The 12,499-nt window shown below is 72.0% G+C and carries 12 protein-coding genes; 10 read left to right on the forward strand and 2 right to left on the reverse strand.

Features of this window, described 5'->3' with window-relative positions:
• Nucleotides 1–81: 81 nt before the first annotated feature.
• The 9 genes from ACP6CK_RS02735 (at nt 82) to ACP6CK_RS02775 (ending at nt 10,001) form a co-directional block, all read left to right on the forward strand.
• Nucleotides 82–1,518: a TolC family outer membrane protein gene (locus ACP6CK_RS02735; RefSeq protein WP_426957237.1), complete on the forward strand. Its 1,437-nt coding sequence runs from the start codon at nt 82–84 to the stop codon at nt 1,516–1,518.
• Between the two features lie 47 nt (nt 1,519–1,565).
• On the forward strand, nt 1,566–2,087 hold the full coding sequence (locus tag ACP6CK_RS02740) for a DUF2497 domain-containing protein (protein WP_426957238.1): 522 nt from the start codon (nt 1,566–1,568) through the stop codon (nt 2,085–2,087).
• An 82-nt stretch (nt 2,088–2,169) separates the two neighbouring features.
• Entirely contained in the window at nt 2,170–4,866 is a 2,697-nt protein-coding gene (locus tag ACP6CK_RS02745; protein WP_426957239.1) for a valine--tRNA ligase, read from the forward strand.
• Nucleotide 4,867: 1 nt separating this feature from the next.
• Entirely contained in the window at nt 4,868–5,053 is a 186-nt protein-coding gene (locus ACP6CK_RS02750; protein WP_426957240.1) for a hypothetical protein, read from the forward strand.
• A gap of 9 nt (nt 5,054–5,062) precedes the next feature.
• Complete coding sequence (locus ACP6CK_RS02755) at nt 5,063–5,617, forward strand: transcriptional regulator (RefSeq protein ID WP_426957241.1); 555 nt, start codon at nt 5,063–5,065, stop codon at nt 5,615–5,617.
• Nucleotides 5,618–5,713: 96 nt separating this feature from the next.
• Nucleotides 5,714–7,462 carry a dihydroxy-acid dehydratase gene (gene ilvD / locus ACP6CK_RS02760; RefSeq protein WP_426957242.1) on the forward strand — a complete coding sequence of 583 codons (1,749 nt, stop codon included), beginning with the start codon at nt 5,714–5,716 and terminating at the stop codon, nt 7,460–7,462.
• Nucleotides 7,463–7,513: 51 nt separating this feature from the next.
• Nucleotides 7,514–8,557 carry a 4-hydroxythreonine-4-phosphate dehydrogenase PdxA gene (pdxA, locus tag ACP6CK_RS02765; RefSeq protein WP_426957243.1) on the forward strand — a complete coding sequence of 348 codons (1,044 nt, stop codon included), beginning with the start codon at nt 7,514–7,516 and terminating at the stop codon, nt 8,555–8,557.
• Complete coding sequence (locus ACP6CK_RS02770) at nt 8,554–9,285, forward strand: pyridoxine 5'-phosphate synthase (RefSeq protein ID WP_426957244.1); 732 nt, start codon at nt 8,554–8,556, stop codon at nt 9,283–9,285. Before pdxA ends, ACP6CK_RS02770 begins: the two co-directional genes overlap by 4 nt.
• Entirely contained in the window at nt 9,282–10,001 is a 720-nt protein-coding gene (locus ACP6CK_RS02775; protein ID WP_426957245.1) for a 2OG-Fe dioxygenase family protein, read from the forward strand. The genes ACP6CK_RS02770 and ACP6CK_RS02775 overlap by 4 nt, the downstream gene beginning before the upstream one ends.
• Before the next feature lie 22 nt (nt 10,002–10,023).
• Here the strand turns inward: ACP6CK_RS02775 and ACP6CK_RS02780 are convergent, their stop codons facing one another.
• Together ACP6CK_RS02780 and ACP6CK_RS02785 are read right to left on the reverse strand one after the other, a co-directional pair.
• Nucleotides 10,024–10,794: an exodeoxyribonuclease III gene (locus tag ACP6CK_RS02780; RefSeq protein WP_426957246.1), complete on the reverse strand. Its 771-nt coding sequence runs from the start codon at nt 10,792–10,794 to the stop codon at nt 10,024–10,026.
• Nucleotides 10,795–10,810: 16 nt separating this feature from the next.
• The gene (locus ACP6CK_RS02785) at nt 10,811–11,155 is read right to left on the reverse strand and encodes a HesB/IscA family protein (RefSeq protein ID WP_426957247.1); all 345 of its coding nucleotides are present in this window, start codon (nt 11,153–11,155) and stop codon (nt 10,811–10,813) included.
• Nucleotides 11,156–11,277: 122 nt separating this feature from the next.
• Here ACP6CK_RS02785 and ACP6CK_RS02790 point away from each other — a divergent pair, with 122 nt between their 5' ends.
• On the forward strand, nt 11,278–12,498 hold the full coding sequence (locus tag ACP6CK_RS02790) for a deoxyguanosinetriphosphate triphosphohydrolase (protein ID WP_426957248.1): 1,221 nt from the start codon (nt 11,278–11,280) through the stop codon (nt 12,496–12,498).
• Nucleotide 12,499: the final 1 nt, after the last annotated feature.

Genomic DNA, 12,499 nt, shown 5'->3' on the forward strand with positions numbered 1-12,499 from the left:
GTCTAACATCGCCGGGAACCCAGAAGAGTCGGCCCGGGCGCGCGCCCTCCTGGCGCGGGCCTGGCCGTGCAGGAACCTGCCATGACCCGTGCTCTACGCCGCGGCCCTGCCGCGTCCCGCCTGGCCCTCGCGGCCGGGGCCGTCCTGGCCCTGGCCGCGCCCGCCGGCGCGCAGACGCTGCAGGAGGCGCTGTCCCACACCTACGCGAACAACCCCACCCTCGCGACCGCCCGCGCCCAACTCCGGGTGGTGGACGAGAACGTGCCTCAGGCCCTGTCGGGCTGGCGGCCGAGCGTGAGCATCACGGGCAGCGCCGGTTACTTCGATTCCACGCTGCGGCAGCGCTCCACCTCCCTGACGACCCAGGGCGCCCAGACCCGGAGCGTGGAGGTCGACACGGACCGCGCCACGGCCACGCTGGCCGCGACGGTGACCCAGCCGCTTTACCGCGGCGGCCGGACGGTCGCGCAGACGCGGCGGGCGGAGAACCAGGTCCTGGCCCAGCGGGCCCGGCTGCTCTCCACGGAGCAGCAGGTTCTGCAGGACACCGTCTCCGCCTACGTGAACGTGATCCGCTTCCAGGAGGAGGTCCGCCTCAACCTGAACAACGCCCAGGTGCTCCAGCGCCAGCTCAACGCGACCAACGAGCGGTTCCGCGTGGGCGAGATCACGCGGACGGACGTGGCCCAGGCCGAATCGCGGCTCGCCGGGGCGCTCGCCTCCCGTGCGGATTCGGAGGGGCAGCTTCAGAACGCCCGGGCGACCTTCCAGCGGGTGGTGGGCCTGGCCCCCGCGCGACTGACCGCGCCGCAGCCCTTGCGGCCGGCGGCCCGCAACAATCAGGACGCCGCCCAGATCGCCGCGATGAACAACCCGAACGTCGTCGCGGCGCTGTTCGATGAGGCGGCGTCGCGCGACTTCATCGACGTGCAGCTCGGCGCGCTGCTGCCGCAGGCGAGCCTTCAGGCCCAGGGCTTCCGCAACGACAACCAGCAGACCATCGGCACCCGCACGCAGGGCGAGTCCATCACCGCCAACCTGACCGTGCCGCTGTATCAGGGCGGAGCGGAGTACTCGGCGGTCCGTCAGGCCCGGCAGGATGCCAGCCGGCTGCGGAACGTGGTGGATGACCAGCGCCGCACCGCGTCCCAGCAGGCCTCCCAGGCCTGGGAGACGCTTCAGAGCGCCCGCGCCACCGTGGACAGCGTCCGCGCCCAGATCCGCGCGGCCGAGATCGCGCTGGACGGCGTGCAGCGGGAGGCGGTGGTCGGCAGCCGGACCACGTTGGACGTGCTGAACGCCGAGCAGGAGCTGCTGAACGCCCGCGTCTCGCTCGTTCGCGCGCTGGCGAACGTCGTCACGGCCAGCCACGCCCTCGCCCAGGCGGTGGGCCGGCTCACCGCGAAGGACCTCGCCCTGCCCGTGCAGCTTTATGACCAGGAAGCCTATTACCGCGCGGTGCGGGAGCGCTGGTTCGGCCTGCGCGACTATGCCGCGCCCCAGCCGGCGGCGAACTGATGGCAATCGGACCCAATCCGGCTGGGGGGACGGGGAACGATCCGTCGATGGAGGACATCCTCGCCTCCATCCGGAAGATTCTCAACGAGGAGGAGGCGCCGGCTGCGGCGACCTCCGCGTCGCCGGCCGCCGTCGGCGATCCGACCGCGCCGGCACCCCCGGCGCCGCAGGTGGTGCAGGTGGACGACCTGCCGCTGGACCTGACGGAGGACATGCTGGTCACGCCGCCCGGCCCGCCGTCCGAAGCACCGTCGGTCGGGCCGGTCCCGGCGCCACCGGCCCCGCTGGTGACGGCGGCGGAGGTGGTCTCCCCCGCCCAGCCGGAGGGGGAGGGGATCGTGGCCCCGGCGACCGCCGCCGCGGCCGCGGCGATCATCGGCCAGCTCGCGCGGACGGTCGCGGCGGAACGGCATGCCTCGGTCAGCCGCGGCGGCCCCTCCATCGAGGACGTGGTGCGGGAGGAGATCCGCCCGATGCTCCAGTCCTGGCTCGACACGCATCTTCCGCCGCTGGTGGAGCGGCTGGTGCGAGCGGAGATCGAGCGGGTCATGCACCGCGCCGCCGGCTGAGGCGCGGGCCGACGGGCGGGCGGGGCAGGGGCGCGTCGCGTCAGGCTTGACGCGCGGCCCGCCGGCGCGCCAAGCCTGCCCCATGCTGGACAAGACGCTGAACCCCGCCGCTTTCGAGGCGCGGCTCTACGAGGGCTGGGAGAGCGCCGGCGCCTTCGCCGCCGACCCGACCTCCAACGCGCGGCCCTACGCCATCATGATCCCGCCGCCCAACGTCACGGGCAGCCTTCATATCGGCCACGCGCTGGACATCACGATCCAGGACACGCTGATCCGCTTTCGCCGAATGCAGGGCCGGGACGTGCTGTGGCAGCCCGGCACCGACCATGCCGGCATCGCCACCCAGATGGTGGTGGAGCGGCTTCTCGCCGCTCAGGGCATCGACCGCCGGGACATGGGTCGCGAGGCCTTCGTGGACCGCGTCTGGGAATGGAAGGCCGAGAGCGGCGGCACCATCACGCGGCAGCTCCGGCGGATGGGCGCGAGCCTCGACTGGTCGCGCGAGCGCTTCACCATGGACGAGGGCCTGTCCGACGCGGTGCGGGAGGTCTTCGTGACCCTGCACCGGCAGGGGCTGCTCTACCGGGCGCAACGGCTGGTGAACTGGGACCCGAAGTTCCAGACCGCCATCTCCGACCTGGAGGTGGAGAGCAAGGAGGTGAAGGGCAGCCTCTGGCACCTCCGCTATCCTGTGGAGGGGGAGCCGGGACGCTTCCTCATCGTGGCCACAACGAGGCCGGAGACGATGCTGGGCGACACGGCGGTGGCGGTGAACCCTTCCGACGAGCGGTTCCGCGACCTGATCGGCAAGAACCTGGTCCTGCCGATCGTCGGCCGCCGGATCCCCGTGGTGGCCGATGAGTATTCCGACCCGGAGAAGGGCTCGGGCGCCGTGAAGATCACGCCCGCCCACGATTTCAATGACTTCGAGGTCGGCCGGCGCCACAAGCTCCCGGCGCCGAGCGTGCTGGACGCCGAGGGGCGGGTCACCCTGGAGGAGATCGAGGGCGAGGCGCGCGCCTATCCCGGCGTGTCGGAGCCCGACGTGCTCTCCTCCCTGCACGGGCTGGACCGCTTCGACGCGCGCAAGGCGGTGCTGGCCGAGCTGGAGCGGCTGGAGCTGATTGAGAAGATCGAGCCGCACACCCATGCCGTACCGCATGGCGACCGCTCCGGCGTACCGATCGAGCCGCGGCTGACCTGGCAGTGGTACGTGGACGCCGCGACCCTGGCGAAGCCGGCCATCGCGGCGGTGGAGCAGGGCCGTACCCAGTTCGTGCCCAAGCAGTGGGAGAACACCTTTTTCGCCTGGATGCGGGACATCCAGCCCTGGTGCGTCTCCCGCCAGCTCTGGTGGGGCCATCAGATCCCGGCCTGGTACGGTCCGGACGGCCAAATCTTCGTGGAGCGGACCGAGGGCGAGGCAGAGGCCGCGGCCCGGGCGCATTACGGCAAGGACCTGCCGCTGACGCGCGACCCCGACGTGCTGGACACCTGGTTCAGCAGCGGGCTCTGGCCGTTCTCGACGCTCGGCTGGCCGCAGAAGACGCCGGAGTTGTCGCGCTACTATCCCGGCGACGTGCTGGTGACGGGCTTCGACATCATCTTCTTCTGGGTCGCCCGGATGATGATGCTGGGCATCCACTTCATGGGCGACGTGCCCTTCAAGGTCGTCCACATCCACGGGCTGGTGCGGGACGAGCGCGGGCAGAAGATGTCCAAGTCCAAGGGGAACGTAATGGACCCCCTGGAACTCGCCGATGCCTACGGCGCGGACGCGCTGCGCTTCACCATCGCGTCGCTGGCCGGCCCGGGGCGGGACATCAAGCTCGGCCGGCAGAAGGTGGAGAGCACCCGTGCCTTCACGACGAAGCTGTGGAACGCGGCCCGCTTCTGCGAGATGAACGGGATCGCCCCGGACCCGACCTTCGACCCGTCCGCGGTGCGGACGCCGCTGGCGCGCTGGCTCCTCGATGCCGGCAACGCCGCGATCGCGGAGGCGACGGCAGCGCTCGAATCCTACCGGCTGGATGATTATGCCGGCGCGCTCTATCGCTTCACCTGGGGCTCCTTCTGCGACTGGTTCCTGGAATTGGCGAAACCCGTCCTGTCCGGTCCGGACGGCGCGGAGAAGTCGGAGACGAAGGGCGTCGCGCAGCACGTGCTCGGCCTCATCCTGCGTCTGGGCCATCCCGTGATGCCCTATGTTACGGAGGAGCTCTGGGCGCGTTTTGGTTACGGGCCGGAAGGCAGCCTCATCCGCACGCCCTGGCCCGAGCCGGCCGTCGTGCCGGACGCCGAGGCGGCGCGGGCGGAGCTGGGGTGGCTGACCGGCTTCATCGCCGAGGTCCGCGCCGTGCGGGCCGAGGTGAACGTGCCGCCGTCCGTGACCGTGCCGATCCTCCTTCAGGGCGCCAGCCCGGAGACCATGGCCCGCGCGGCCCGCTGGATCGAGCCGATCCGCCGCATGGCCCGGGCGACCGAGGTGACGGCGCTGGACGGTCCGGCCCCGGCCGGCGTCGCCCAGGCGGTGGTGGGAGAGGCGACGGCCATGCTGCCGCTGGCCGGCGTCGTGGACTTGGCTGCCGAGCGCACCCGCCTTGCGAAGGAGCACGCGAAGGCCGAGGCTGAGGCGCGCAAGCACGCCCAGAAGCTGGCCAACCCCGACTTCATCGCCCGCGCGAAGGAGGAGGCGGTGGAGGAGACGCGCGAGCGGCTCTCCACGGCCGAGGCGGAGGCGAGCCGGCTGGCCGCGGCCATCGCCCGGATCGCGGCCTGACGTGCGCTTCTTCGACTTCTTCGCGCTGTCGGTGCTCGCGATCGTGCCGATCCTGTGGTGCCGGTCCCGGCTGCCGCAGATCAACCGCAACCCGCCGATCACGGACGCGCAGGCCGTCCGGATCGGCGCGCTGATCAGCGCGATCCTCTGCGCCGTCTACATCTACCGATACGTCGTCTATCGCTGACGCGGGGCGGTGATCGTCTTCCTCGACTTCGAGGCGAGCAGCCTCGGCAAGCGCGGCTTCCCGGTGGAAGTCGGCTGGATCTTCGAGGATGGCCGGACCGAGAACCACCTCATCCGCCCCGCGCCCGAATGGGATGAGTGGAGCGACGAGGCCGAGGCGATCCACGGGCTGAGCCGCGAGCGCCTGGCGCGGGAGGGCGAGCCGCACGACGCGGTCGCGCGCCGCATGGTCAAGGTGCTGGCGGACCACGACCTCTACGCCTCCGCTCCGTCCTGGGACGGCCAGTGGCTGAGCCGCCTGCTGCGCGCGGCCGGGCTGCCGCGCCATGCGCTGCGGCTGCGGGATACCGAGGAGGCGCGGCGGGACGCGGCCCTCACTGCGCTGCGGGCGGCGGGGCTGGACCCCGCCGCGCATGACCCTCTGCTCGCCGAGGTGCTGGAGGCGGTGGCGCGGGAGGGGAGGGCGGCGAACCCCGCGCACCGCGCCGTGGAGGATGCGCGCCGGGAGATGGACCTTTGGCGCGGTATCCCCGCGAGGGTGGCCCGGGCGCTCCGCGCGGGCTGAGCGCCCCGGCGCACGCGGAGCCGCCCCGCAGGGTCCGCCGGTTGCGGGGGGAGGGGCGTTGCGGGATACAACCCGATCGCAGCCGGGGAACGCCAGATGCTCGACAACGTGCCGCCGAAGCCGCCCGCGCAGGCCTGGGACAAGTCCCGCCTGCCCAGCCGCCACGTCACCGTGGGGCCGGAGCGCGCGCCGCACCGCTCCTACCTCTACGCCATGGGCCTGACGGCGGAGGAGATCGACCAGCCCCTGATCGGCGTCGCGACCTGCTGGAACGAGGCGGCGCCCTGCAACATCGCCCTCAACCGCCAGGCGCAGAGCGTGAAGGAAGGGGTGAAGCACGCCCTCGGCACGCCGCGGGAGTTCACCACCATCACGGTGACGGACGGCATCGCGATGGGGCACCAGGGGATGAAGTCATCCCTCGCCAGCCGCGACGCCATCGCCGATACGGTGGAGCTGACCATGCGCGGCCACTGCTACGACGCGATGGTCGGGCTGGCCGGCTGCGACAAGTCGCTGCCCGGGATGATGATGGCGATGCTGCGCCTGAACGTGCCGAGCGTCTTCATGTATGGCGGCTCCATCCTGCCCGGGAAGTTCAAGGGCAAGGACGTCACGGTGGTGGACGTGTTCGAGGCCGTGGGACAGCACGCCGCCGGCAACATGTCCGACGACGACCTGCACGCCCTCGAATGCGTCGCCTGCCCGAGCGCGGGTGCCTGCGGCGGCCAGTTCACCGCGAACACGATGGCCACGGTGAGCGAAGCGATCGGCCTCGCGCTGCCCGGCTCCGCCGGCGCCCCCGCACCGTATGAGGACCGCGACAAGTGGGCGGTGGAGTCCGGCCGCGCGGTCATGGACCTGCTGCGCAAGAACATCCGCCCGCGTGACATCTGCACGCTGGATGCCTTCTACAACGCCGCGCTGATCGTCGGCGCGACGGGCGGCTCCACCAATGCGGGCCTGCACCTGCCCGCCATGGCGCACGAGGCGGGGCTGAAGTTCACCCTGCAGGACGTGGCGGAGATCATGCGCCAGGCGCCCTATATCGGCGACCTGAAACCGGGCGGGCGCTACGTGGCGTTCGACGTCTACAAGATCGGCGGCATCCCCGTAATCGTGAAGGCGCTGCTGGAGGCCGGGCTCCTGCGCGGTGACTGCATGACCGTCACCGGCAAGACCCTGGCCGAGAACCACCGCGAGGTGATTTTCCCGAAGGACCAGGACGTGATCCGGCCGGTGTCCAACCCGATCTCGCCCACCGGCGGCGTGGTCGGGCTGAAGGGCAACCTTGCCCCGGACGGCGCCATCGTGAAGGTCGCCGGCATGAAGGAGCTGCGCTTCGAGGGCACGGCGCTCTGCTTCGACTGCGAGGAGGATGCCTTCGCCGCCGTGGAGGCACGCGCCTACAAGAAGGGCGACGTCATCATCATCCGCTATGAGGGGCCGAAGGGCGGGCCGGGGATGCGGGAGATGCTCTCCACCACCGCGGCCCTCTACGGGCAGGGGATGGGCGGCGACGTCGCGCTGATCACGGACGGCCGCTTCTCCGGCGCCACCCGCGGTTTCTGCATCGGCCATGTCGGGCCGGAGGCCGCGGTCGGCGGGCCGATCGCGCTGCTGCGGAACGGTGACCGGATCGTCATCGACGCGGAGAAGGGCACGATCGACGTGGACCTCTCGGACGAGGAGCTGACGAAGCGCCGCGCCGAGTGGAAGCCGCGCGGGACGGACTACAATGCCGGCGCGCTGTGGAAGTATGCCCAGCTCGTCGGCCCCGCGCATCTCGGCGCCGTCACCCATCCCGGTGGCGCGGCCGAGACGCACGTCTACGCCGACATCTGAGCCCGGCGCCGCCGGCGGGTCCGCCATGATCCCGCCGGCGGCTGCGGCCCAATGGCCGCGCATGCCACCCTCGCCGAGATGACCGCGCTGCCACCCCTCGCGCTGACCATGGGCGACCCTGCCGGGATCGGGGGGGAGCTGACGCTGGATGCGTGGACGCGGCTTCGGGCGACCGGGCCCAGCTTCGTCGCGCTGGACGATCCGCGGCGGTTGGCGGACCTGGCCAGGCGCCTCGGCCGTGATGTGCCGATCGCAGAGGTGGCGGGCCCCGAGGACGCGGCAGCGATCTTTCCACAGCGCCTGCCCGTGATGACCGTGCGGTTGGCGACGCCCGCCGTGCCGGGACGGCCCGACCCGGCCAACGCGCCGGCGGTGCTCGGCTCCATCGAGCGGGCCGTGGCGCTGACGCAGGCAGGGCGGGCGGGCGGCGTCGTCACCAATCCCATCAGCAAGGCGACGCTCTACGCCACCGGCTTCGCCTTTCCCGGCCACACCGAGTATCTCGGGTCGCTGACCGGGACCTCTCATCCGCCGGTCATGCTGCTCGCCTCGCCGATGCTGCGCGTGGTGCCCGTCACCATCCACGTGTCCCTGCGGAAGGCGCTGGAGACGTTGACAACGGCGGAGATCGTCCGCACCGGCCTCGCTCTTGCCGGCGGGCTGCGGGAGAGCTTCGGGATTGCCGCGCCGCGCCTCGCGGTGGCCGGGCTGAACCCCCATGCCGGGGAGAACGGCGCCATGGGCGACGAGGAACCGCGCCTGGTCGTGCCAGCGATTGAGGCGCTTCGCGCGGCGGGCGTGGACGCCTTCGGCCCGCTGCCGCCGGATACGATGTTCACGCCCCGCGCCCGCGCGGGCTACGACGCCGCCCTCTGCATGTACCACGACCAGGCGCTGATCCCGCTGAAGACGCTGGACATGGATGGAGGGGTGAACGTGACGCTCGGCCTGCCGATCGTGCGGACCTCGCCGGACCACGGCACAGCCTTCGACATCGCCGGCACCGGCCGCGCCGATCCGTCCAGCCTCGTCGCCGCCCTCGAACTCGCGGCCGACATGGCCGCGCGCCGCCACCACGGGAGAGAAGCCCCATGAGACCGCTCCGCCTCGGCGTGAACGTGGACCACGTGGCGACGCTGCGGAACGCCCGGGGCGGAACCCATCCCGATCCCTTAGCCGCGGCCCGGGCGGCTCTGGCTGCCGGGGCGGACAGCATCACGATCCACCTGCGGGAGGATCGCCGCCACATCCGCGACGCCGATTGCCAGGCCATGCGGGCTGCGCTGACCGCGCCGATCAACCTGGAGATGGCCGCGACCGCGGAGATGGAGGCGATCGCCACGGCGCTGCGCCCGCATGCCTGCTGCCTGGTGCCCGAGCGCCGGGCGGAGCTGACGACGGAGGGCGGGCTGGACGCGGCGGGCCATGCCGAGTCCCTCGCCCCGGTGATCGCGGCCCTCGGGGCGGCGGGGATCCGGGTCTCCCTCTTCCTCGATCCAGATCTCCGGCAAGTCGAGGCCGCGGCGCGGCTTGGCGCGCGGGCTGTGGAGCTGCACACCGGGACCTTCTGCGAGGCCGGCGGCGACGCCCGCCGGCGCGAGCTGGACCGGCTGGCCGAGGCCGCCCGGCGGGTGGACGCGCTGGGGATGGAATGCCACGCCGGCCACGGGCTGGACTACGACACCGCGCCTCTGCTGGCCGCGATCCCCGAGGTGGTGGAACTGAACATCGGCCACTTCCTGATCGGTCAGGCCCTGTTCGACGGGCTGCCCGCGGCGGTCCGCCGGATGCGTGCCGTGATGGATGGGGTGCGGCGGCCATGAGCGATCCTTCGGACGTCATTGCCACGACGGGCTACGTCTCCCTCGGCGGGTCGGAACTCCGCGCCCGCTTCGATCCCGCCGGGACGGCCCTGTCCGGCCCGGAATGGGACCGCTTCGCCGCGAGCTGGGGCAATCTGCGCCCCGACACCTTCATGGCCGATGGAGGCCGCTACCGCCTGCGGCGCCACGCCATCTATGCGGCCCGGACCGGTGAGCCGGTGGAGCGCCTGCCCCATGGCCCGCACTATCAGGCCCTGGACCACAACCCCCTGAACGGCGGCATCGAGCGCTGGTTCGAGCCGGTAACGCCGGAGATCAGCGACGGTCCCGCCATGTCGGCCCTCCTCAACGGGGCGCGCACCGTGTTCGAGCGGCTGATGACCCCCGCCGCCTGGCACATCGAGGCGCATCAGTTCCGGATCGAGGCCCGCCCCGGCGCCGCCGGAAAGCCCACGCCCGAGGGGATGCATCGGGACGGGGTGAACCACGTCCTCGTCCTGATGGTCGGGCGCGAGAACGTGGAAGGCGGCGTGACCGGCATCCAGGTGGACGGCCAGCCCGGTCAGGCCAGCTTCACCCTGTCCGACCCCGCGGATGCCGTGCTTCTGGACGACGCCCGCGTCCGCCACGGCGTGACGCCCGTGGTGCCGATCGATCCCGCGCGCCCCGGCCATCGGGACGTGCTGGTGCTCACCTTCGCGGCGCGGGGCGCCTAGGCATCTCGGGCTCCGGGCCGCCCTAGTCCGCGAGGTCGAACAGCACCGGCGCGTGGTCGGAAGGCTGTTCCTCCGACCGGGCGGCCACGTCCACCATGGCGCCGGTCAGGCGCTCGGCGAGTTCGGCGCTCAGCAGGGCGTGGTCGATCCGCAGGCCCCGATTCTGCTCGAAGGCCGGGCCGTAGTCCCAATAGGTCCAGGGCGCGTCCGTCGGGTGCAGGGCCCGGAGCGCGTCGGTCATGCCGAGATGGGTGAGGGCGCGGAAGGCGGCGCGCGTCTCCGGCCGCACCAACGCATCCGTCGCCGGCAGCGCGCCGGGCGAGAAATCGTCATCGGTCGGACAGACGTTGAAGTCACCTAGCACGGCAAAGGGGGTGAAGCTGTCCAGCCGCTCCGCGACGATGGCCCGCAACCGCTCCATCCAGCGGAGCTTGTAGGCGTAGCCATCCGTCCCGCCCGAATTGCCGTTGGGCAGGTAGATGCCGGCCAAGTGGAGCCCGGCGACGGTGATCTCCACGTAGCGGGCATGGGAGTCCTCGTCCTCGCCCGCCAGCACCTCGTGCACCACCTCGAAGGGCAGGCGAGAGACGACGGCGACGCCGTTCCGGCCGCCAGGCTGTCCCACGGCATGGGCCCGGTAGCCCAACCCGTCCAGCTCGGCCGCCGGGAACTCCTCCGTCCGGCACTTCAGCTCCTGAAGCAGGATCACGTCGGGCGCGTGGCGCTCGATCAGCCGGCGCACATGCGGCATGCGCCGCCGCGCGGAGTTCACGTTGAAGGTGCAGAGCCGCACGGTCGGAGGCGCGCCGTCAGCCGACCGAGAAGGACACGCCGCAGCCGCAGCCGGAGGTCGCGACGGGGTTGCGGACGGTGAAGTGGGCGCCGATCAGTTCGTCCGCCCAGTCCAGCTCCGCCCCTTGCAGCAGGTCCAGGGAGACGGGGTCCACGAAGACGCGACCCGCCACGACGAGGTCGTCGGGCTCGGGCGCGTCGGCCAGGTCGAACTTGTACTGGAAGCCCGAGCAGCCGCCCGCCTCGACGGCGAGCCGCAGGCCGGCTTCCGGGCGGCCCTGGCGCGCGGCGATCTCGGCCACCTGCGCCAGGGCGGAGGGGGTCGCGCGGAAGGGGGCGGGAAGGGGGGAGCCGTCCGGCATGGGAAACCTCGTCGGGGCGCGGAATCGGGCGCCTGAGCCCCGAAGATAGGGCGCCGGCCGGGCTTCTCCAATGCGCGCCGCTTGTCCCGCGATCCGGCGCGGTGCTAGGGCCGCCCGAGCCCATGGATCACCCGCCCGCCAGCCCCGAGCCGGAGAGCGCCCCGCCCGCCGGGGACGCGCTGCTCCGTGCCCATGGGCTCGCCCCCTGGGCCGTCCGGCCGGAAGATTCTCGCGGCCGCCTCCACCCCGAGGATCCGGGGGGCGCCCGCTCCCCCTACCAGCGGGACCGGGACCGGATCATTCACTCCACCGCCTTCCGCCGGCTGCAGTACAAGACGCAGGTCTTCATCTACCACGAGGGCGACGCCTTCCGGACGCGGCTCACCCATTCCATCGAGGTTGCCCAGATCGCCCGGTCGCTTGCCCGGCAGCTCCATCTGGACGAGGACTTGGCCGAGGCGCTGGCCCTCGCCCACGACCTCGGCCACCCCCCCTTCGGCCATGCGGGGGAGGAGGCGCTGAACGGCGTGATGCGGAACTGGGGCGGCTACGACCACAACGCCCAGTCCCTGAAGGCGGTGACGATCCTCGAGCACCGCTACGCCGAATTCGACGGGCTGAACCTCACCTGGGAGACGCTGGAGGGGCTGGCGAAGCACAACGGCCCTCTTCGCCGCCCGCCGCCCTACATCGCGGAATACTCGGCGAAACACGACCTGGAGCTGGACTGCCACGCCTCTGCCGAGGCGCAGGCGGCGGCGATCGCCGACGACATCGCCTACAACAACCACGACCTCGACGACGGGCTGCGCGCCGGCATCTTCACGCTGGAGGAGGCCTGCCGCCTGCCGCTCATCGCCATGGCACGGGACGAGGCCATGCCGCACCTGCATCCCGACACCCCGCCGGACCGCGTCTCGGCCGAGATCATCCGGCGCGTGATCAACCTGATGGTGAACGACGTGGTGGCCGAGGCGGAGCGGCGCATCGCGATCCTGCGCCCGAAGGACGTCTCCGACATCCGCCGGGCCAGCGCCCCGGTCGTCTTCTTCTCCGACCGCATGAAAGCGCTGAACCAGGAGACGCGGGAGTTCCTGTTCAACCGGATGTACCGGCACTGGCGCGTGAACCGTACGGCGCTGAAGACGAAGCGCGCCCTGCAGGTGATGTTCTCCCTCCTGCACGGGAATCCGGAGATGCTGCCGCCCGTCTGGGCCGCCCGGGCGGGCGAGCCCGGTTCGGCCGCCGCGGCTCGCACGGTCTGCGACTGGCTGGCCGGCATGACCGACAAGTTCGCCCTTGAAGAGCACCGTCGCCTGACGGACCCCAACATTCCCGGTTGAG

The sequence above is a fragment of the Muricoccus radiodurans genome (genome assembly GCF_050154705.1).
GTDB lineage: Bacteria > Pseudomonadota > Alphaproteobacteria > Acetobacterales > Acetobacteraceae > Roseomonas > Roseomonas radiodurans.